Raw genomic sequence first — 20085 nt, forward strand, 5'->3', positions numbered from 1 at the left:
GCTCATGGTGAAGGTGGGGTTGACCGGCGGCATCGGCGCCGGGAAGAGCGAGGTGTCCCGGCTGTTCGTGGAGCGCGGGGCCGTCCTGATCGATGCCGACCGGATCGCGCGTGAGGTCGTCGAGCCCGGCACACCGGGGCTCGCGGCCGTGGTCGAGGCGTTCGGCGACGAGGTACTGGCGCCGGACGGCACCCTCGACCGGCCGCGGCTCGGGTCGATCGTCTTCGCCGACGCCGACAGGCTGGCCGTCCTCAACGCCATCGTGCACCCGCTGGTCGGAGCCCGCTCCGCCGAGCTGGAGGCCGCGGCCGGGCCCGACTCCGTCGTCGTCCACGACGTTCCCCTGCTCACCGAGAACGGCCTCGCCCCGCTCTACGACCTGGTGATCGTGGTCGACGCGAGCCCCGAGACGCAGCTCGACCGGCTGACCCGGCTGCGCGGCATGACCGAGGACGACGCGCGGGCCCGGATGGCCGCGCAGGCCACCCGTGAGAAGCGCCGCGAGATCGCGGACGTCGTCATCGACAACGACGTACCGCTGGAGAAGCTGACGGAGCAGGTCGACGCCGTGTGGGCCGACCTCGTGGAGCGGGCGCACGCCGCCGGGGCGTAGCGGACGGCCGGTGCGGGTGTCCCTCGCGCGACTCGCGGGCAGGAATAGCCCCTGTGGTCCGCCGCGTTGACGCCTGCGGAGAGGTCGACACGAGAGGGGAGTTCACCGTGCCCGACACCACCCCGGAGACGCACGTCATCGACTACCGCGCGGCGGAGCAGTTGCTGGCCGCGCGAGACCCGCGCGGCGCGGTGAAGCTCCTGGACGACGTCATCGCCGCCCACCCGGAGAACACGGCGGCCCGGCTGCTCAGGGCCCGCGCGTTCTTCGCCGCGGCGCAGTTGCGCGCCGCCGAGCTGGAGTTCTCCATCGTCCTGGAGCGCGAGCCGGACAACGCGTTCGCGCACTTCGCCCTGGCCCGCACGTACGAGAGGTGGGCGCGCCCGCAGCAGGCCCGCCGCCACTTCCGGCTCGCCGCCGCCCTCGATCCGCAGCCCGAGTACCTGGCGGCTGCCCGCTTCGACGACTGAACCCCTGCTCGGTCAGGGCGCCTTCCGATACGGTGGGATGTCGCGGCCGGGCTGGTAGTGCGGCCCCTGACGGATGCGGCGCAGGATCACGAAGACGTCGATCGTCGTGACGAGCCACAGCGCCGCGCAGGCCAGCGCCCACCAGGGGCGGTGCGCCAGCAGGAAGGCGACGGTGCCGAAGACCGTCCAGACCAGGCCGAACAGGGCCAGGCCGAGCCGCAGCCGCAGGGGGCTGCGCGCGGTGACCGGCTCGTCACCCGTGCGTACCGAATGCACCAGACGCATGGGCACCATCCCCTCATGGCGACAGAGGCTCCCTCTCCAGGGTGCCACGATCGAAGGAGCGGGAGTGCTGGACGTACTGAAGGGCGACGCGGCGTGTGCCGCCTGGCTGGCGGCGCTGGACGACCCGGCGATCCCCCAGGTGCAGGCCGAGCTGCCCGACGCGCTCGCCCTGCCCGACGTCCTGCTCGACCTGGCCGTCCCCCACGAGGACATCGGCGTACTGCTGCGGTTGCGCGCCGAGCTGCTCGCGGCGCCGGAGCTGCGGGCGCTGCTGGGGCGGGCGCTGAGCGGGCTGGTGTGGCGGGCGCCGGAGCCGGGACGCGGCACGGGCCTGCCCCGGTTCCCCGGGGCGGCGGGGGAGATGGGGCGGTGCTTCGCCGTGTTCGTCCTCGTCGCCGCGCTGCCGTACGTGCGCGCCCACCACCGAGAGCGCGGCATCCCCGAGGAGGTGTCCCGGCGCAGCCTCGCCGACCTCGGCCGCAACCTCGCCGTGCACCGCAGGCGGTTCGGCACGACGGGACTGCTCGCGCAGGGCTGGCTGACCCGCCACTTCCGGGGCGCGCTGTACCAGTTGGGCCGGCTCCAGTTCGAGCGGGTGTGTCCGGGACGGGGTACGGGAACGTGGCTGGCGGAGGCCGGCGCGGGGGTGGGGCCGGGTGATCCGGTGCTCGGCGTGCACATACCGGACTTCCGCGGGCCCCTGACCCCCGCGGCCTGCGACGACTCGATCCGGCAGGCCCGGGAGTTCTTCGCACGGCACTACCCGCGGGAGCCGGTCCGCGTCGCGATCTGTGAATCCTGGCTCCTGGACCGGCAGTTGCGGCGGTACCTGCCGGCCGAGTCCAACATCGTCCGCTTCCAGGACCGGTTCGCCGTCGAGGACGTGACGGGGGAGCCGGAGGACGACATCCCCGTCACGTTCGTCTTCGGCGGCACCGAGACGCCGCGCGCACTCCTGCCGCGCCGGACGAGCGTCCAGCGAGCCGTCCTCGACCATCTGGACGCGGGCGGGCACTGGTATGTGGGGCGCGGCTGGTTCCCTCTGTAGGACGACCGCCGGGGTCGTGGGGAACGCGGCGCAGCGGGTGTTCGTTCCCCCCCGCATGAGCCTTGAGATGCGTGCGGGGTACGAGGGGACGGGGCCGGGCGCGATCACGCCGGACGGTTGCGCCGTGGAGTTGTACGCGAGACTGCCCGTCGAGGGCGAGCCGGAGATCGTCGCGGGCGCCGTGCCCGCGGGCGCGACCGTGCTCGAACTGGGCTGCGGGGTGGGCCGGGTGACGCATCCGCTGGTGGAGCGGGGCTTCACGGTGACGGCGGTGGACGAGTCACCGCAGATGCTGGAGCGGGTGCGGGGCACGCGCACCGTGCGGAGCACCATCGAGGGCCTGGACCTCGGTGAGAGATTCGATGTGGTGCTGCTGGGTTCGATCCTGGTCAACACCGGGGACGCGGCGGTGCGGCGCGGCATGCTCGACGCGTGCCGGCGCCATGTCGCCGACGACGGCCGCGTGGTGATCCAGCGCGAGCGCGAGGGCGTCCATGCGGACCTGCCGCGGGAGCATGTCCTCCCGGACGGGGCCGTCATCCGCAAGCTGTCCTCGGAGCCGGTGGGCGACGGGGTGCGGTCGGTGACGGTGGAGTACGTGTTCCCGGACGCCGTGTGGACCCAGACGTACCGGGTCCGCCCGATGACGGTCGCGGAGTTCGAACAGGCGCTTGCCGAGGCCGGGTTGCAGGTCGACCGGTACCTCACGGAGGACGGGAGCTGGGTGCGGGCGCTTCCCGTGTGAAGTTCCCTGCCGGTGCGATGAGTTCCGGGGGCGGCGCGGGTCTTGTCCGGTGACAGTGACCGACCGCTCGTCCTCACCGCACAGGAGACCGCCATGACGAACCTCGCCGCCGCCCCCGCCTCCGCCGTCGCCCCCGTCCGTTCCCGGCGCGCCCGGATCGCGTTGCGCACGACCGCGATCGTGCTCGCGGCGTTCTTCGCGCTCGCGAGCGGTCTGCCCAAGCTGCTCGGCGTCCCCGCCGCGGTCGAGGCGTTCGACACGCTCGGATGGGGCGCCGTGGGCATGTACGCGATCGGGGTGCTGGAGGTCGCAGGCGCCGTCGGCCTGCTGGTGCCGGTGCTCTCCGGGCTCGCGCCCCTCGGGCTGAGCGCGCTCATGGTCGGCGCCTGCGTCACCCAGATCGTCGCCTTCGACGGGGAGAACGCGGCGACGCCGCTGATCCTGATCGTTCCCCTCGCCGTCCTGGCCCGGGCCCACCGCGCGCACAACCGGGACCTGACCGACCTGCTGCCGCGCCGCCGCACCGCCTGACCGTGCGCGACCCTCCGCGCCCGCTGACCGAGGCCCACCGCCGTGGACCTCGGTTCAGTGCTGCGCCGGGCCCTGGTCCGGCTGCGGCTCCTGCCCCGGGCCCTGGCCGAAGAGGCCGCGCAGCCGCTCCAGCTCCCGGCGGTCCCGCTTGGTCGGGCGGCCCGCGCCGCGGTCGCGGACACCGACCGGGGCGATCACCTCGCGGGGCGGGGGCGGCGGGGAGTTGTCGACGTACGTCTCGGCCGCCACCGGGGCCCCCACGCGCTTGCGGATCAGCCGCTTGACCACCACCAGGCGCTCGCGCCCGCCGGGCTGGCGCAGCCGTACCTCGTCGCCGACGCGCAGCGCGTGCGCGGGCTTCGCGCTCACCCCGTTGACCTTGACATGGCCGCCCTTGCAGGCGGCGGCGCCCGCCGAACGCGTCTTGACCAGGCGTACGGCCCAGATCCAACTGTCGACCCGTACGCTCTCGCCGCCCGCCGGGGCCGCCGCCCGCGCGGCGCCCACCGGGTCCGGGGTGCGCGACGTCCCTGATGTCTCCGATGCCATGCGTCGAGCTTAGAGCCTGGCCCCCGAACCCCTGCCGCCGAACAGCGGGCCGTCGGCGAGCCCCGGCACGGTCACCTCCGGGCAGGCCGGATAATCCGGTCGAAACGTACGCAGTCGTCAGTGAGAGGCGCCCTCGTCATGGCCGCGATCGGGGACCGGCAGCAGCCGGGGAGACCGAAGTTCACCTTTCCCAGTGCCCTCACCGTCCTCGTCGTCGTCACCCTCGCGGTCTGGCTCCTGGCCTTCCTCGTCCCGCCGGGCCAGTACGAGCGGGGCGGCGACGGCGCCCCCGTCGAGGGGACGTACCACCGGGTCGACTCCGGACAGAGCCTCGTCGACCGGCTCGACGACCTGTTCCTCTCCCCGGTCAACGGCCTCTACGGCATCCAGGACCCCAGGACGTCGTCGGTCGGCCCGGACAACTCCGGGGAGCTGTACGGCAGCGCGGGCGTCTTCCTCTTCGTGCTCGCCATCGGCGCGTTCATCACCGTCGTCTTCGCGACCGGTGCCCTCGACCGCGGCATCGGCCGCCTCGCCCACCGGTTGCGCGACCGCGGCGCCCTGCTCATCGCCGGTGTCATGGTCGTCTTCTCGGTGCTCGGCACGGTCGAGGGCTTCGCCGAGGAGACCCTGGGCTTCTACGGGCTGATCGTGCCGCTCATGCTCGCACTCGGCTACGACCGGATGACGGCCGTCGGCGTGATCGTCCTGGGCGCGGGCATCGGCGTGCTGTGCTCGACGGTCAACCCGTTCGCCACCGGCGTCGCCTCGTCCGCGGCGGACATCTCCCTCGGCGACGGCATCGCCCTGCGGTTCGGCATGTGGGTCGTGCTGACCGCGGTCACGATCGCGTACGTCGTCCGGTACGCCCGGCGTGTGCGGCAGGACCCGGACCGTTCGCTCTCCGGGTTCCTGCCGGGGGACAGGGACCGCGACGAGGCGGCGTCTAAGGCGGCCCAGGCGCCCGGACTCAGCCCGCTCCACAAGGCCGTCCTCGCCGTCACCGCGCTCGTCTTCGCCTTCATGATCTTCTCCGTCGTGCCCTGGGCGAGCGCGCTGACCGGTGACGCCGACGCGGCCCCGTACGGCTTCGAACTCGGCTGGTCCTTCCCGCAGTCGGCGGCGCTGTTCCTGTGCGCCGCCGTACTCGTCGGCCTCGTCGCCCGCATGGGGGAGCAGCGCCTCAGCGCGACGATCGTCCAGGGCGCCGCCGACTTCGTCTCCCCGGCGCTCGTCATCCTGCTGGCCCGCGGCGTCACCGTGATCATGAACAACTCGAAGATCACGGACACCGTCCTGCACGCCATCGAGGGCGTCGTCGAAGGCACCTCGTCCGCGATCTTCGCGATCATCGTCTTCGCGGTGAACCTGCCGCTGGCCTTCCTCATCCCCTCCACGTCCGGGCACGCCACCCTCGCCATGCCGATCCTCGCGCCGCTCGCCGACTTCGCGGGCGTCCCCCGCGCCGTCGTCGTCACCGCCTGGCAGGCCGCGAGCGGCTGGATGAACCTGTGGGTGCCGACGACCGCCGTCACCATCGGCGGCGTCGCCCTCGCCAGGGTCGGCTACGACAAGTACCTGCGGTTCGTATGGCCGCTGCTCGCCCTGCTGCTGCTCCTGATCTGCGCGTTCGTCGCGCTGGGCGCCGCGTTCACGTAGCCGCGGTGGCCGGCCGGGGCTTTAGGGTCGTAAGGATGAACGACGGACTCGACCGGCTCGACGAGCGCATCACCCACTGCCGGGCCTGCCCCCGGCTCGTCGCGTGGCGTGAGGACGTCGCGCGGACCAAGCGCGCGGCCTTCGCCGACGAGACGTACTGGGGCAGGCCGGTGCCCGGCTTCGGCCCGCACGACGCGTCCCTGCTGATCGTCGGCCTCGCGCCCGCCGCGCACGGCGGCAACCGCACGGGCCGCATGTTCACCGGCGACCGCTCCGGCGAAGTGCTCTACCGCGCCCTCCACGACGTCGGGCTCGCCTCCCGCCCCGACGCGGTCTCCCTCGACGACGGCCTCACCCTGCACGGTGTGCGCATCACCTCCCCGGTGCACTGCGCGCCGCCCGACAACAAGCCGACCACGGGCGAGCGCGACACCTGCCGCCCCTGGCTGGTGCGCGAACTGGAACTGCTCAGGCCCACGCTGCGCGCCGTCGTGGTGCTCGGCGGCTTCGGCTGGCAGGCGGCGCTGCCCGCGTTCACCGCCGCGGGCTGGACGGTGCCGCGCCCGCGCCCCGCGTTCGGCCACGGCGCCCGCGTGGACCTCGACGGCCTCGCGCTCTACGGCTGCTACCACGTCAGCCAGCGCAACACCTTCACCGGCCGCCTCACCCCCGGGATGCTGCGCGGCGTGCTCCGCACCGCCGCCATGGAGGCGGGCCTCGACGTGTCACCGTTCGGAGCAACAGATCTGGAGCCACCCCCCGAAGCTTCCTAGCTTGACAAGGGTGACGACACCATCCGCGCCGAAGACGCCCTCCGCTCCGGCCCCACAGGCGGGCAGCCACCCTCCGGCCGCGGCCTACCGCAACCTCGTCGTGGCCACGATCGGCTTCGCGCTCACGTTCTGGGCGTGGAACCTGATCGCGCCGCTCGCCGGTGTCTTCGGCTCGGACCTGGAGCTCAGCTCCTTCGCCCAGTCGTTCCTCGTCGCGGTGCCCGTGCTCGTCGGCTCGCTCGGCCGCATCCCGGTCGGCGCGCTCACCGACCGCTTCGGCGCCCGGCTGCTGTTCCCGCTGATCTCGGCGCTCACCATCGTCCCCGTCCTCCTGGTGATCCCGGCCCGGCACTCCTTCGGTGCGATGATCGTCGTGGCCTTCCTGCTCGGCCTCGGCGGTACGACGTTCGCCATCGGCATCCCGCTGGTGAACTCCTGGTTCCCGCCCGCGCACCGGGGCCTCGCGCTCGGCATCTTCGGCATGGGCATGGGCGGCGTCGCCCTGTCCGGCTACTTCACGCCGCGCATGGCCAAGCACGGCGAGAACCTGCCGTTCGTCGTCGTCGCCATCGCGCTCGCCGTCTACGCGGTCGCCGCGGCCGTCCTCATCACCGACCACCCCGACCGCACGATCCCCACGACGTCGTTGGGCAAGCGCCTCGGCGCGGCCGGCAAGCTCCGCGTCACCTGGGAACTGTCGGCCCTGTACGCGATCGGCTTCGGCGGCATCGTCGCCTTCGGCGTGTACCTGCCCACCTACCTGAAGACCTGGTACGAACTCAGCCCCACGGACGCGGGCACCAAGGCGGCCGGCTTCGCGCTCGTCACCGTGATCTTCCGGCCCGTCGGCGGCTGGCTCTCCGACCGGATCCACCCGGCGACCGTCACCGCGTGGGCTCTCGCCGTCGTCGCCGTGTTCGCGATCCTCCAGGCCTTCGACCCGACCCTGAACCCCATGGGCACCATCTGCTTCCTGGTGATGGCCGCGGGCCTCGGCACCGCCAGCGGCAGCGTCTTCGCCCTCGTCTCCCAGGTCACCCCGCAACCCCAGGTCGGCTCGGTCACCGGCATCGTCGGCGCGATGGGCGGCCTCGGCGGCTTCGTCCCCCCGCTGGTCATGGGCGCGATCTACAGCGCCAAGGACTCCTACTCCATCGGCTTCATGCTCCTGTCCGACCTGGCCCTCGCCGGATGCGTGTACGCGCTCGGACGGATGCGCGGCGCCAAGGCGTAGCAGCCCCCGCCGCCCGGCGGCTCAGCCCCGGCGACGCCTGACGCGCTCGCCCTGCGCCTCGATGAACTGCAACTCCAGGGCGGCGGGCGCGGGTGCCACCCCCGGGCCTCCCGCCTCGGCCCACGCCAGGATCTCGTCGGTCGCGTCGTCCCCCAGGGACCAGCCGATCCAGGCGGCCCGGCCACCCCGGGCACGCCCCTGCCCCGACGGCTGCACCACGACCACGTTGGCCTGGTCGCACGGCCCGAGACAGTCGCTGACCCGCACCGCGAACCGCCCCCCGGACGCGGCGGCGGCGGCCCGCATCCGCTCCAACTGCCACGCGTGGTCGTATCCGGGGTACTTGCGGGCGTCACCGCAGCAACAGCCCCGGCACACGACGAGGGTGCAGGGGCGGGTGCGGGCGGCGCCTATGAGGGTGGGCACGATACTCCTGGCTGCTTTCTTGCGGCTTTTTGCTGCTTCTGCTGGGGCGGGTGCCCGGTGTCAGTTCGCTGCGGCGTCGTCACCGAAGAGGTGGCGCACGGTGGAACGGTAGTTGGTGCGTACGTGCCCCAACGCCACGGCCCGCGCCCGCTCCGGGTCACCGGCGGCCACGGCGTCGTACAACTGCCGGTGCTCGTCGAGCTGTTGGGACCACGCCTCGTTGCGCCGGGTCAGCCAGCGCAGACGGCCGTCGACCGGCTGCATCACGCCGGTCAGCAACCCGTTGCCCGCCGTGGCCAGGAGCCGGTCGTGGAAGCGGCTGTTGATGTCGGCGATCGTCTCGTCGTCGCCCTCGCGCGTGGCCCGCGCCGCCTGCTCCAACAACTCCGCGAGCCGCTCCAGATCGCCCCGCTCCGCCCGCTCGGCGGCGAGCCCGGCCGCGTAGACCTCCAGCGCCTCACGCAGTTCGTAGAGTTCGGTGACGTCGGTACGGGTCAGGGTGCGCACCACGGCCCTGCGCGGCGTCTCGAACGTCACGAACCCCTCGGCGAGCAGCGCCCTGATCGCCTCGCGCGCCGGAACCCGCGACACCCCGAACCGCTCGGCGACCTCCCGCTCGACCAGACGGTCGCCCGGGCGCAGGCGACCGCCGATGATGTCCTGCCGCAACGTGGCGAGCACGCGTTCGCGCACGGCGCCGAGGGGTTCGACCGTTGTCATGGCACCATCTTCGCCGACGCGGCGGCCGGTAGCGTGACGGTATGCCCCACCTCACCGACACCGCCTTCCTCGACCACCTCGCCGACCGTCTCGCCGCCCTCCCCGGCGTCCGCGCCGTCAGCCTCGGGGGGTCGCGGGCGCAGGGGACGCACAGTGAGGCGAGCGACTGGGACACGGCCGTCTACTACCGGGGGAGCGAGGGACTCTTCGAGCCGCGGCATCTGCGCGCGGCCGGGTGGGACGGTGAGGTGTCCGAGATCGGCGGGTGGGGCGGCGGAGTCTTCAACGGCGGGGCGTGGCTCGATGTCGACGGGCGCCGCGTCGACGTGCACTACCGGGATCTCGACAGCGTCGAGCACGAGCTGCGCGAGGCCGAGGCCGGGCGGTTCCGGATCGAGCCGCTGCTCTTCCACCTCGCGGGCATCCCGTCGTACCTCGTCGTCGCCGAGCTGGCCGTCAACCGCGTACTGAGGGGGGAGGCGCCCCGGCCCGACGGGTATCCCGCCGCCCTGCGCGAGACAGCCCCCGAGGAGTGGTGGGGCCGCGCCGGCCTGACCCTGCACCACGCCCGCGCGGGCAACGTGCCGCTGGGCGGGCGTACCGAGGTCGTCGGGGCCGTCGCCGTCGCCGCGACGCAAGCGGGGCACGCCGTGCTCGCCGCCCGCGGGGAATGGGTGACCAACGAGAAGCGGCTGCTGGCGCGGGCCGGTCTGCGCGGCATCGACGCGCTCCTCGCCGACACCGCACTCGGGCTCGGCGAACTGGTCGACCGGGCGCGCGAGTTGCTGGCGGAAGCCGTGCGCACCGCCCGTCAGCCGGGTCCCGTCAGCGGGTAGTCCGCGGCGTCGCGCCAGCCCGTGCCGGGGCCGTCCGTGACGATCAGCCGGACCGAGCGGATCTCCGCGCGCAGCGGCAGACGCCGCTCGAACGCGGCCGACGGGAGGTCGTCCGTGCCCTCCCCGCTCGCCAGGGTCAGATGCGGGTCGAGGCCCTCGTCCCCGAAGACGCCCCGGTACGGGACCGCCTCGGGCCAGCGTTCGCGCAGCGACGCGAGCAGGGCGCGGAACGGGTCGGCGGGGGAGGGGGTCAGGTAGAGCACCCCCGGCCAGCGGCGCATCTCGGCGAAGGTGCAGGTGAAGGGCGGCACCGCCGCGACGGCCGCCCGCAGGGCCGTCTCGGTCGCACCGGTGACGCGCGCCACCGGGAGGAAGGGATAGAGCACCGTCACATGGGCACGCGACCCCGTGCGGACCAGCGCGTCCGCCTCGGGGACGTGGACCGTCAGGGCAGTGTCGCCCGGCAGGTCGGGCCAGCCGGTGGTCACAGGAGGAGAAGGCACGGCCAAGTGTCACATTGCGGAAACACACCCGTTTCCGCCCCTTCAGTCACGCCCCTTACCGTGGAGGAACCAGTTCCCCGCTGGCCGATGTCGTCCGGCGCCACCGCGTCCCCGTACGACAGGAGTCTGCGCACCCTCATGATCCGCCCGCACACCCTCCCGCCCTGGCTCGGCCACGCCCTGCGCGCCCAGCGCGCCCCCGTGCCGTGGCCGGCCGTCGTGCGCGGGGCCCTCGCCGCCGGACCGCTGCTGCTGCTCGCCGTCCTCGCGGGGCGGCCCTCCAGCGGCGTGCTGCTCGCCCTCGGCGCCATGCTCGCCGGGGTCAACGACCGGCCCGGCACCCGACGCGCCGCCGTGTCCCGCCTCGGCGGGCCCGCGCTCGCCGGAGCCCTCGGCATGACGCTCGGGAGCTGCCTCGCCGGGAGCGGGTTCACGCTGGTCGGCGTCTTCGCCGGGCTCGGGCTCCTGGGCGGGGCGCTGAGCGCCGTCGGCCCGGTCGCCTCCGCCGCCGGGACCCAGCTCCTCGTGACGACCGCCGTGGGAGCGGGGATGCCGCTGCCCGAGGCGGGATGGCAGCGGGCGGCCCTGTTCGCCGCGGGCGCCACCTGGCTGATCGTGCTGCGGATCGCGCTGCCCTCACCCGTGCGCGGACAGCGCCTCGGTTATCTGTACGACGGGGAACGCGCCGCCGTCGCCCAGGTCTACGACGCCGTCGCCGCGCTGCTCGACGCCACGGGCGGGCCCGACGCCAGGGCGCGCCGCGCCGCACTCACCGCCGCTCTCGACCATGCCCAGGACGCCTTGCGCGGGCGCCCGGCCGGGACACGGCGGCTGCGGGCCCAGTACACGGCGGCGCTGCCGCTCGCCGAGGCCGCCACCGCGCTGGCCTGGGCCGGGCGTCCCGTGCCGGGGCGGGCCACCGAGGGGCCGCAGCGGCTGGCGACCGCCGTGCGGACGGGGGCGCCGGTCGGGGCGCTGCCCGCCCCGGCCCGCTGCGACGCGGGGCTCCGGGCGCTCGACGAGGCGCTGCTGCGGGCCGCCGAGACGTTCGACCGGGGGCGCTGGAGCGAGGGGCCGGCCCGCCGGAGCATCCGTCGCCGCACCTCACCGGCGGCTGCTCTGCGCAGGATGGCGGGCCCGGCCGGGCGCGAGTACGGGTCGCGCGTCGGGCTCTCCTTCGGGGCCGGTGCCGCCGTCGCGCAGGCCTTGCAGCCCGTGCACTGGTACTGGCTGCCCGCCACCGCCGCCTTCCTCGTCAAACCCGACCTCGGACCGCTGGCCTCCCGCGTCCTGTGCCGCGCCGCCGGGACGGTCGGGGGGGCGCTGCTCTTCGCCGGGCTCGCCGCGCTGCTGCCCCAGCCCTTCGGCCTGATCGCGCTGGTGGCCGTGTGCGGGGCGCTGATCCCCGTCGCCACGCGGCACTTCGCCGCGCAGACCGCCGTCGTCACCGTGCTCGTCCTGGCCCTCGTGATGGTCGGCGGTGAGCCCGGCGCCTCCTGGAGCCGCATCACCGAGACGCTGCTCGCCTGCGCCCTCGTGCTCGTGGCCGGGCACCTCCCATGGCCGGGCGCGCACCACGGCGGCGGGGTACGGGTGCGGCTCGCCGCCGCGCGCGAGGCCGCCCAGCTCTACGTACGGCACGTGCTGAGCGAGGACGCGGACCGGGTGGGCCGGTGGGCGCTGCGACGGGAGGCGTACCGGACGCTGGCCGAGGCGCGGGCCGCCGTGGAGCTGGCCGCGGCCGAACTGCCCGTCCTCGCGCGGCACTCGGACGGCTCCCGGCAGGTCACCGTCGTGCTCGAACGGCTGGTCGACGCGACCACCGCCTGCGCGGTGCGGGTGGACGACACCGGGCGGGTGGCTCCGGGGGACGCCGAGCGGATCGGGGGGTTGCTGGCGGAACTGGCGGCTTAGCGCCGGGAGGGGCGCGAGGATGCATGGCCGGTGGCATCGTTCCCCGCGCCCCTCACGGGCTTACGGCTTGGGCAGGGTGCAGCCCGCCGCCGACAGGTCGATCTTGTTGCCGATACCGACGCACGGCACGATCCCGTACGTCTGCTGCGCGTAGTTGATGCCCTGGCGCACCGTCACGGTCCCGTTCTGGTCCACCTCGCACGGATTGTTGTCCGTGCACCGCTCCCCGTCCTCGTTACCGGTGTTGTTGACCGCGACGACCTTGCCCGTCGCCCGGTCGAGCACCGGGGAGCCCGAGGTGCCGCCGATGGTCTGGCAGGCGGAGGTGTAGCGGACCGAGTCCTTCCAGGTCCACGCGCCCTCCTTCAGCCGGTACGCGAACCCGTCGATCGAGCAGTTGTAGATCCGCTTCCAGTAGCCGGAGACCACGCTGATCGCCGTGGACTGCGCCGGGCGGGCCGCCGACAGCTCCAGCGCCTTGATGCCGTAGGAGCTCTCGATCTTCTGGTAGGTGCTGGTGAGTTCGTAGAGCGAGACGTCCGTGTCGGTCATGGTCCCGTATGCGATCTTGCTCGCCCGCAGGGTCGCGACCTTGCTGCCGGCCGCGTTGAGCAGGCTGAAGGTGCGGGTGGAGGGCCGGTCGACGACCACCTGGCCGGGGCCGGGGAAGCCGGTCTCCAGGCAGTGGCCGTTGGACATGACGAGGGCCGGGTCCGTCGGCTGCGAGTTCGGTACGCGGACGACGGAGCCGGAACAGTTGCTGAGCGCGACCGTTCCGGCGAAGTTCACGGCCTGGACGCGGGGCGTCGCCGACGGATCGGCGCTGTCGAGTGCCGTGGCGGGGACGGCCGTGGCGCCGCAGAGCAGGACGCCGAGTACCGCGCCGACGAGGGACTTCTTCATGTGGGGGGTTCCTCTCCCGTGCTGAGAGTGGTGCACCGGGTGGGACGTGCGCCATGTTTGGCATGAGCATTGTGATGGCGTACGGCTCAGCGGACAACAGTGCCTTCTCAGCGAACGGGTGACTGAACGACATAGGGGCGCCTTCGCCCCGGGCCTCAGCGGGTCAGCGCGATCCACACCGGCGCGTGGTCCGAGCCCGGCGCGTCCCGCCGCGGGGCCGGGTCCTCGCCGACCGACGGCAGCGTCCGCGTCGCCGCGTCCAGCGGCACCCCCGTGCCCGCGCGGGTGATGCGGCCGATCATCTCCCGCGTGACGAAGACGTGGTCGATCAGCTCGCGGCGGCCCGCGTGGACGCGCGAGTACCGCTGCCCCTCGGGGATGAGCGGCGCGATGTTCCACAGGCGCTTCGCGTCGCCCTGGTCCGGGCGGTCGAAGCCCGGGGTGCCGATCTCGGAGCCGGGCGGTCCCTGCGTGATCTGGGTGGTGGCGGCGTGCACCTCGTCGTTGAGGTCGCCGAGCACGGCGAGCCGTTCGTGCCGGCCGTCGTCGCCGATGAGGGTGTCCGCCAGGGCGCGCAGAGCCGTGGCCTCCGCCGCCCGGCGCTGGAGCGCGTAAGCGGCGTAACGCGCCCGCTCGCCCTCGTCGCGCGGCACGAACCGGCCGCCGGGGTAGCTCAGCAGCTTCGACTTGAGGTGGCACACGGCGACCGTCAGCCAGGTCACCCGCGTCGAGAACTCGACGGCGAGCATGCCCCGGCCCGCCCGTCGCGTCGTACGCCCGCTGTCGTCGACCTGCACCGGACGCAGTTCGCCGGGGAACGCGGGCGTGTCCGCGACGACGCCGACCGGCAGGTCGCTGAGGACGCCGACCCGGATGCCGCGCTCGTCGGGGAACTCGGACAGGCGCACGAAGTACTGCCCGTCGAGCAGCTTCACGAGATCGTCGAGCGCCGCCGGGTCGCCGACCTCCTGGATGCCGAGGAGCGTCGGCCTGAGCAGGTTCACGGTGGCGGCGAGCGACGCCAGCTTCGCTTCGTACGCGGCCTCGTCGCGGGGCCCGAACGGCCCTCCGGGACGGTAGAGGTTCTCCAGGTTCCAGGTGCCGACGAGCATGACGAGCTCCGTCCTCGGGCCGGCCCGGACGGGGCCGGGGCCGCCAGCGTGCCAGCGGCTCCGCCGGGGGGACAGGGGGTGGCCCCGATGAGCGATCCGGGTCGGCCGGATGAGGGAGGGAGCCGGGGGCCGGGATGCGTAGTGCGGGGACACGGCCGAGGGAGCCGGCGACGGCCACGGGGGCCTCGCGTCCCGCGCCCCGCGCCCGGGAGAACCCGGTGCCGCCCGGGAGGGAGCGTCGCAGCCGCCGCCCTCGCTACCGTGCCCCCATGGACGCCGCCCCCGCCGACCTGATCATCACCGGCTGCACCGCCCTGCTGCACGCCGACCCGGACGAGAGCGACCCCCGGACGGCCGCCGACCGGATCCAGTTCAGGCCCGACACCGCCCTCGTCGTCCGGGACGGAATCCTCGTCGACGTCACCGACAGCGCCGCCGTCGCGGGCCTGGCGAGCACCGAGCGGATCGACGCGCGGGGGCTCGTCGCCCTGCCCGGGCTCGTGAACTGCCATACGCACAGCCCGATGGTCGCCCTGCGCGGCCTCGTGGAGGATCTGCCCGAACAGGAGTGGTTCAACGACTGGATCTGGCCGATCGAGTCGAACCTGACCCCCCGCGTCATCGAACTCGGCGCCCTCCTGGCCTGCGCCGAGATGATCCGCGGCGGCGTCACCTGCTTCGCCGACCACTACTTCGCCATGGACGTCGTCGCCCGGGTCGTCCGGGTGACGGGGATGCGGGCCAACCTCGGCGAAGCCTTCTTCTCCTCCCAGGGCCCCGAGGGGCGCGCACGCTCCCTCGACTTCGCACTCCGGCACCGCCACACCGCCGACGGCCGCATCACCACCTCCCTGGCACCTCACGCCCCCTACACCGTCGACGACGCCGACCTCGCCGCCACCGCCGAACTCGCCGCGCGGCACGGTCTCCTGGTCCACCTGCACGCCGCCGAGAACCGCGCCCAGACCGACGCCTGCCTCGACCGCCACGGCCACACGCCCATCGAGACCCTGCGCCGCACAGGCCTGCTCGACGTCGACGTCCTCATCGCCCACGGCACCGGCATCCTCGACCGCGACCTGCCCGCGCTGCGCGCCGCCACCGGCCGGATCGGGGTGGCGAGCGCCCCCCGCGGCCATCTCAAATTCGGCTGGGACACGACACCCGTACGCGGCCTCGTCGACGCCGGCGTCCACGTCGGACTCGCCACCGACGGCGCCGCCTCCAACAACACCCTCGACGTGTGGGAGGCGATGACCCTCACCGCCCTCGTGCAGAAGCAGGCCGAACGGGACCCCCGCTGGATGACGGCCCGGCAGGCCCTGCGTCACGCCACCCTCGACAGCGCCCGCGCCGTCGGACTCGGCACGAGCATCGGCTCCCTCGCACCCGGCCGCCGCGCCGACCTCGCCCTGGTCGATATCGGCGGCCCGCACACCCAACCCGTGCACGACCTCGCCGCGACACTCGTGCACAGCGCCCGCTCCAGCGACGTACGCACCACCGTCGTGGACGGCCGGATCCTGATGCGCGACAGGCGGCTGACCACCATCGACGTACCCGCCGTCGTACGGGAGTTGGGCGAACTGCTGCCCGCGCTCGTCGACCGCGCGCACGGCCGGCGCATCCAGCGGTACGACCCGTGAGACCCCACCGGGAAAATCACCCGGAAACTTTGCGCGGACAGCGATGAGTTCCGCGCCCGCCCCCGGTCATCCCTCCGAGAGACCCGACCCGAGGAGGAACCATGGGGCTGCCGAAAGCGGTCACGCGCGAGGAATGGCGCGCCGCCCGCGAGGAGCTGCTCGCCCTGGAGAAGGCGGCGACCCGGGCGCGGGACGCGCTGAACACACGGCGGCGCGAGCTGCCCATGGTCGAGATCGACAAGCTGTACGTCTTCGAGGGCCCGGACGGCAAGGCCGAGTTGCTGGACCTGTTCGAGGGGCGGGCCCAACTCGTCGTCTACCACTTCATGTTCGCCCCCGACTGGGACGCGGGCTGCCGGAGCTGCTCGGGCTTCCTCGACCAGATCGGACACCTGGCCCACCTGCGTGCCCGCGGTACGGCGTTCGCGGCGGTCTCCCGCGCCCCGTTCACCAAGATCCTGCCGTTCAAGGCCCGTATGGGGTGGACGGTGCCCTGGTACTCCTCGCACCTCAGCGACTTCAACCAGGACTTCGGCGCCACCGTCGAGACCGGCGAGGGCCCGCAGGAACGCCCCGCGCTGAGCTGCTTCCTGCGGGACGGGGAGCGCGTCTTCCACACCTACTCGACGTTCGCGCGCGGCCTCGACAACATCGGGTTCACCACCAACCTCCTCGACCTCACCGCCCTCGGCCGGCAGGAGGAATGGGAGCGGCCGGCCGGCCGCGCCTCGTCCCTCGGCGCGCCCGCGGGCAGTGCGCGGATCCGGTATCACGACGAATACGCCGACTGAACGGGTCACGGACTGACCCGTACGGCCCCGAAATCGTCCCGACCGGGTGTCATTCTCGTCACGTTGCGAGTCCGTACCCGCCCTGTCAGCGTTCTCCCTCATGAGACGCCGGATCGAACCGGCGTCCAGCACATCGGCACGATCACGGGGGCAGGGACGAGCGATGATCAACGGACGAGTGGTACTGCAACGATTCCCGGCCGGTGGGCCCCGCGGCTCCTGGCCCGCCGAGGAGTTCGCGCGCCTGCGTCGCCTGGAGGGCGAGGCGGCGGAGGTCGTCATGGACCTGGCGTCGGACGCGTTCCTGGTGATCGTACGAGCGGTGGCCCCGGAGCCCGTCGGGTGAACCGGCCGGGCGGCGTCAGGAGGCGCCGATGGTGCGGGACCAGGCAGGTGTCGTACCGGTGACCCGGCACAGGGCCAGATACAGGGGGATCGGCGGGGTGTAGGGCACCGAGCTGTCCGGGCAGTGGATCAGGTCGGGGGCGCGTCCGGCGTCCGGCACCAGGGCCCCCGCCGTGTACCGCGCGGGCGCGGGCCACTCCAGGGACACGTCGGAGTCCGACGGGACCAGCCACCAGTAGTGCGCCCCGTCCGCGTACACGCAGCCCATCCTCGGCAGCCGCCGCGTCATCGCGCGGGCGAACGGCTCGGGCACGGCCACCGCGTCGCAGCCCAGCGGCACGGCCATGCCGTCGGGCACGCTCAGCCGCACGGGCTCGGCCGGGTGCGGGGCATGTCGTCGCCGGGCGAGCCCGACCAGCGAGTCCAGCCGCATCGTCCGCGTCGTCACCACGCCCATCCGTTCCCCGCTCAGCACGCTCGTCGTCGTTCTCCGCCCGCCCGGTCGAGGCGGGCGGCGCTCACCAGGTCCAGCCGCTGCCACCGATGGTGCCGGAGGCGTCCGGCACAGGGCCGGGGCCCGGCACCGCCCGCGCGTCCCGGGGCAGCTCCGCCCAGACGACCAGTCCGGGTCCGGTCTCCTGCGCGCCCCACGCGGTGGAGACGGCCGCGACCAGGAGGAGCCCCCTGCCGTGCTCCTCCTCCGGTGCGACGCGCCCCGCGGCGCGGGTCTCGCCGGGCAGACAGCCCTCGTCGCGCACCGCTATCCGCACGCGTTCACCCGCGTCGTCGCACAGTTCGTGCAGCTCGCAGTGGATACGTCTGCTGGCGGTGTGCACGATCGCGTTCGTGACCAGCTCGGAGACGACGAGGGCCGCCGCGTCGCAGGTGTCCTCGCACGCACCCCAGCCGGTGAGATGGGCACGTGTCATGCGCCGGGCCTGTGCGGCGGAGCCCGGGTGGGGAGCCAGCTCGAAGCTGCTGCGCCGTGCCGCGGGCCCCACTGAGGTGCCCGGTCGGTCACTGAGCGTAGCTTCGTCGGCTTCTGTTCCTAAAGGCGCGGACGGAGTCACGCCTGCCACTATCTCCCCGTCGTGAACACTTGGCAAGAGCCACTCTGAAAAGTGCAGAGTGCAGTGTGCCGCACTGAGGGGACATGGCACACTGCTGACAACAGCTCGTCGCGCGGCGCCCCTTGGGGTAGGCCGCGGGGAACCGGCCGGTGAACGACCTCTTCGGCTCTTTGTCCCGCGGCTGCGATTCGGACTCTTGACTACTGGGAGGTAACGGGCGTGAGCGAACCGCGGTCCGCGCCGACGGTCGGCCAGGTCGTCCTGGGCCGACGCCTCCAGGACCTGCGCGAGAGTGCCGGACTCAAGCGCGAGGACGCCGCCAAAGTACTCAGAGTGACCGCCGCGACGGTGCGCCGCATGGAGACCGCGGAGGTCGGACTCAAGATCCCCTACCTCCAGCTCCTCCTGAAGTCCTACGGCGTCTCGGAGGAAGAGGCCGACGCCTTCGTGCAGCTCGCGGAGGACGCCAACAAGCCCGGCTGGTGGCAGCGGTTCCACGACATCCTGCCCGGCTGGTTCTCGATGTACGTGAGCCTGGAGGGCGCCGCCTCCCTCATCCGCTCCTACGAGCCGCACTTCGTGCCGGGCCTGCTCCAGACCGAGGACTACGCGCGCGGCGTGCTCCGATCCGGGGCCATCGGCCGCGCCCTCGCCGAGGACCCCGAACTCGTCGACCGGCACGTCGCCCTGCGCATGCGGCGCCAGGCCCTGCTGACCCGGGACGACGCGCCCCGCCTGTGGGTGGTCATGGACGAGACCGCGCTGCGCCGTCCCGTCGGCGACGCGGCCGTGATGCGCGGCCAGATCGACCGGCTGCTCGACGTGATGGAGCGTCCGAACGTGACGCTCCAGGTCGCGGAGTTCGCGGCAGGCCCGCACCCGGGCACGTACGGACCCTTCGTCCTGTTCCGATTTGCCATGTCAGAACTGCCGGACATGGTCTACAGCGAGTACCTGACCGGCGCCGTCTACCTGGACGCGCGCCCCGAGGTGGCCACTCACCTGGAGGTCATGGACCGCATGGCGGCGCACGCCGCGACGGCACAACGCACAAAGGAGATCCTCCGCGATCTCCGCAAGGAGCTGTGAATGGACCGGATCAAGGACCGGATACGAGGCGTCGACGGGGAGCCGATCTACAACGGCATGCCCGCGCGCGAACTCGGCACCGAGGGCTGGCACAAGCCGTGGAGCGGCGGCAACGGGGGCAACTGCCTCGAAGCCATGAAGCTGGCCGACGGCCGGGTCGCGGTCCGCCAGTCCTCGGACCCGGACGGACCCGCCCTGATCTACACCCCCGGCGAGATCAACGCCTTCATCGAGGGCGCCAAGGCCGGAGCGGCGGACTTCCTGCTCTCCTGACGGCCCTCACCTCAGGTGAGAGCCAGGACGAACGAGGCCGAGGCCGCCAGGGCGGCGGCGCCCCGGACGTGGTTCCACAGCGTCCACTCGCTGAGATACCTGTGCCAGTACGCGGCGCTGCTCTCGGCCTCCTCGGCACCGGCCAGCTCGGCGAGGGCCGCGTTGCGCGGAATGTTCGCCACGACCGTCACGCCGAACGAGCCCGCCAGATACAGGGCGCAGCCGAGCAGCAGCTCCACGGTGCCGCCCTCGGGCCACAGCACGAACGTGACGACGGCGATCACCGCGCACAGGACCGCCGCACCGAGGAAGACGACCATGAAGGCCGGGTTCAGGGCCGCGACGTTGACGGCGTTCATCGCCGCGATGCCCTGGGCGGCGGGCAGCGCACCGAGCCCGCGCATCACGAACGTGGAGAACGCGACGAACACCCCCGCGCTCACCCCGCACCACAGCGCCCCGCACACGACGAGTGCAAAGTACGGTCCCTCGATCATTTACGCCCCCGCCCCCAGAATCCGTCCGCCGGAATCCGGGCGGTCCGAGAGGG

At 73.3% G+C, this 20085-nt stretch carries 25 protein-coding genes; 15 read left to right on the plus strand and 10 right to left on the minus strand.

Annotation, left to right across the window (positions count from 1 at the left end):
• Positions 1-4: 4 nt before the first annotated feature.
• Positions 5-613 (plus strand): dephospho-CoA kinase, encoded by a 609-nt coding sequence (gene coaE, locus ACIRF8_RS07510; RefSeq protein ID WP_404211801.1) that lies wholly within the window; start codon positions 5-7, stop codon positions 611-613.
• A 107-nt stretch (positions 614-720) separates the two neighbouring features.
• On the plus strand, positions 721-1083 hold the full coding sequence (locus tag ACIRF8_RS07515) for a tetratricopeptide repeat protein (protein ID WP_404211803.1): 363 nt from the start codon (positions 721-723) through the stop codon (positions 1081-1083).
• Positions 1084-1095: 12 nt separating this feature from the next.
• On the opposite strand, the gene ACIRF8_RS07520 is transcribed toward ACIRF8_RS07515, so the two are convergent.
• Positions 1096-1377 (minus strand): DUF6343 family protein, encoded by a 282-nt coding sequence (locus ACIRF8_RS07520; protein WP_404211805.1) that lies wholly within the window; start codon positions 1375-1377, stop codon positions 1096-1098.
• A gap of 55 nt (positions 1378-1432) precedes the next feature.
• On the opposite strand from ACIRF8_RS07520, the gene ACIRF8_RS07525 reads away from it, so the two are divergent.
• The 3 genes from ACIRF8_RS07525 to ACIRF8_RS07535 all read left to right on the plus strand — a co-directional run bounded on the left by ACIRF8_RS07525 (position 1433) and on the right by ACIRF8_RS07535 (position 3692).
• Complete coding sequence (locus tag ACIRF8_RS07525) at positions 1433-2416, plus strand: acyltransferase domain-containing protein (RefSeq protein WP_404211807.1); 984 nt, start codon at positions 1433-1435, stop codon at positions 2414-2416.
• 55 nt (positions 2417-2471) lie between these two features.
• Positions 2472-3161, plus strand: a complete 690-nt coding sequence (locus ACIRF8_RS07530; RefSeq protein WP_404211809.1) for a class I SAM-dependent methyltransferase — start codon at positions 2472-2474, stop codon at positions 3159-3161.
• Positions 3162-3254: 93 nt separating this feature from the next.
• Positions 3255-3692 (plus strand): DoxX family protein, encoded by a 438-nt coding sequence (locus ACIRF8_RS07535; protein ID WP_404211811.1) that lies wholly within the window; start codon positions 3255-3257, stop codon positions 3690-3692.
• 54 nt (positions 3693-3746) lie between these two features.
• Here ACIRF8_RS07535 and ACIRF8_RS07540 read toward each other — a convergent pair whose 3' ends face one another.
• Positions 3747-4241 (minus strand): RNA-binding S4 domain-containing protein, encoded by a 495-nt coding sequence (locus tag ACIRF8_RS07540; RefSeq protein ID WP_404211814.1) that lies wholly within the window; start codon positions 4239-4241, stop codon positions 3747-3749.
• Positions 4242-4379: 138 nt separating this feature from the next.
• On the opposite strand from ACIRF8_RS07540, the gene ACIRF8_RS07545 reads away from it, so the two are divergent.
• Genes ACIRF8_RS07545 through ACIRF8_RS07555 form a run of 3 tightly spaced genes read left to right on the plus strand, consistent with a single transcriptional unit; the run spans position 4380 to position 7907 of the window.
• Positions 4380-5900 carry a YfcC family protein gene (locus ACIRF8_RS07545; RefSeq protein ID WP_404211816.1) on the plus strand — a complete coding sequence of 507 codons (1521 nt, stop codon included), beginning with the start codon at positions 4380-4382 and terminating at the stop codon, positions 5898-5900.
• A 35-nt stretch (positions 5901-5935) separates the two neighbouring features.
• Positions 5936-6673 (plus strand): uracil-DNA glycosylase, encoded by a 738-nt coding sequence (locus tag ACIRF8_RS07550; protein WP_404211818.1) that lies wholly within the window; start codon positions 5936-5938, stop codon positions 6671-6673.
• Between the two features lie 10 nt (positions 6674-6683).
• Positions 6684-7907, plus strand: a complete 1224-nt coding sequence (locus ACIRF8_RS07555) for a nitrate/nitrite transporter (protein ID WP_404211819.1) — start codon at positions 6684-6686, stop codon at positions 7905-7907.
• Positions 7908-7928: 21 nt separating this feature from the next.
• Here the strand turns inward: ACIRF8_RS07555 and ACIRF8_RS07560 are convergent, their stop codons facing one another.
• Both ACIRF8_RS07560 and ACIRF8_RS07565 read right to left on the minus strand, forming a co-directional pair.
• Entirely contained in the window at positions 7929-8333 is a 405-nt protein-coding gene (locus tag ACIRF8_RS07560; protein ID WP_404211821.1) for a (2Fe-2S) ferredoxin domain-containing protein, read from the minus strand.
• A gap of 60 nt (positions 8334-8393) precedes the next feature.
• Positions 8394-9053: a GntR family transcriptional regulator gene (locus ACIRF8_RS07565; RefSeq protein ID WP_404211823.1), complete on the minus strand. Its 660-nt coding sequence runs from the start codon at positions 9051-9053 to the stop codon at positions 8394-8396.
• A gap of 41 nt (positions 9054-9094) precedes the next feature.
• Between ACIRF8_RS07565 and ACIRF8_RS07570 the strand changes: the two genes are divergently transcribed.
• Positions 9095-9889 (plus strand): nucleotidyltransferase domain-containing protein, encoded by a 795-nt coding sequence (locus ACIRF8_RS07570; RefSeq protein WP_404211824.1) that lies wholly within the window; start codon positions 9095-9097, stop codon positions 9887-9889.
• Here ACIRF8_RS07570 and ACIRF8_RS07575 read toward each other — a convergent pair.
• Positions 9865-10392: a 2'-5' RNA ligase family protein gene (locus tag ACIRF8_RS07575; RefSeq protein WP_404211826.1), complete on the minus strand. Its 528-nt coding sequence runs from the start codon at positions 10390-10392 to the stop codon at positions 9865-9867. The genes ACIRF8_RS07570 and ACIRF8_RS07575 overlap by 25 nt on opposite strands.
• Positions 10393-10530: 138 nt before the next feature.
• Between ACIRF8_RS07575 and ACIRF8_RS07580 the strand changes: the two genes are divergently transcribed.
• The gene (locus ACIRF8_RS07580) at positions 10531-12306 is read left to right on the plus strand and encodes an FUSC family protein (protein WP_404212341.1); all 1776 of its coding nucleotides are present in this window, start codon (positions 10531-10533) and stop codon (positions 12304-12306) included.
• A gap of 60 nt (positions 12307-12366) precedes the next feature.
• Here ACIRF8_RS07580 and ACIRF8_RS07585 read toward each other — a convergent pair whose 3' ends face one another.
• Positions 12367-13209 carry a serine protease gene (locus tag ACIRF8_RS07585; RefSeq protein WP_404211828.1) on the minus strand — a complete coding sequence of 281 codons (843 nt, stop codon included), beginning with the start codon at positions 13207-13209 and terminating at the stop codon, positions 12367-12369.
• Between the two features lie 155 nt (positions 13210-13364).
• Entirely contained in the window at positions 13365-14321 is a 957-nt protein-coding gene (locus tag ACIRF8_RS07590; protein ID WP_404211830.1) for an endonuclease/exonuclease/phosphatase family protein, read from the minus strand.
• 269 nt (positions 14322-14590) lie between these two features.
• Between ACIRF8_RS07590 and ACIRF8_RS07595 the strand changes: the two genes are divergently transcribed.
• The 3 genes from ACIRF8_RS07595 to ACIRF8_RS07605 all read left to right on the plus strand — a co-directional run bounded on the left by ACIRF8_RS07595 (position 14591) and on the right by ACIRF8_RS07605 (position 17104).
• Positions 14591-15967, plus strand: a complete 1377-nt coding sequence (locus ACIRF8_RS07595) for an amidohydrolase (RefSeq protein WP_404211832.1) — start codon at positions 14591-14593, stop codon at positions 15965-15967.
• 101 nt (positions 15968-16068) lie between these two features.
• Positions 16069-16758, plus strand: a complete 690-nt coding sequence (locus ACIRF8_RS07600; protein ID WP_404211834.1) for a DUF899 domain-containing protein — start codon at positions 16069-16071, stop codon at positions 16756-16758.
• A 163-nt stretch (positions 16759-16921) separates the two neighbouring features.
• Positions 16922-17104, plus strand: a complete 183-nt coding sequence (locus ACIRF8_RS07605) for a hypothetical protein (protein WP_404211836.1) — start codon at positions 16922-16924, stop codon at positions 17102-17104.
• Between the two features lie 15 nt (positions 17105-17119).
• Here ACIRF8_RS07605 and ACIRF8_RS07610 read toward each other — a convergent pair whose 3' ends face one another.
• A complete protein-coding gene (locus ACIRF8_RS07610; protein WP_404212343.1) occupies positions 17120-17560 on the minus strand; it encodes a hypothetical protein in 441 nt (146 codons plus the stop codon).
• Between the two features lie 61 nt (positions 17561-17621).
• On the minus strand, positions 17622-18104 hold the full coding sequence (locus tag ACIRF8_RS07615) for an ATP-binding protein (protein WP_404211838.1): 483 nt from the start codon (positions 18102-18104) through the stop codon (positions 17622-17624).
• Between the two features lie 288 nt (positions 18105-18392).
• Here ACIRF8_RS07615 and ACIRF8_RS07620 point away from each other — a divergent pair, with 288 nt between their 5' ends.
• Together ACIRF8_RS07620 and ACIRF8_RS07625 are read left to right on the plus strand one after the other, a co-directional pair.
• Entirely contained in the window at positions 18393-19262 is an 870-nt protein-coding gene (locus ACIRF8_RS07620; protein WP_404211840.1) for a helix-turn-helix domain-containing protein, read from the plus strand.
• Positions 19263-19535 (plus strand): DUF397 domain-containing protein, encoded by a 273-nt coding sequence (locus tag ACIRF8_RS07625; RefSeq protein WP_404211842.1) that lies wholly within the window; start codon positions 19263-19265, stop codon positions 19533-19535. It abuts the gene before it with no gap.
• An 11-nt stretch (positions 19536-19546) separates the two neighbouring features.
• Here ACIRF8_RS07625 and ACIRF8_RS07630 read toward each other — a convergent pair whose 3' ends face one another.
• Positions 19547-20032, minus strand: coding sequence for a DUF1772 domain-containing protein (locus tag ACIRF8_RS07630; protein WP_404211844.1), 486 nt, complete (start codon positions 20030-20032; stop codon positions 19547-19549).
• Positions 20033-20085 lie beyond the last annotated feature (53 nt).

Source organism: Streptomyces sp. NPDC102406, from assembly GCF_044765725.1.
In the GTDB taxonomy this organism is placed as follows: domain Bacteria; phylum Actinomycetota; class Actinomycetes; order Streptomycetales; family Streptomycetaceae; genus Streptomyces.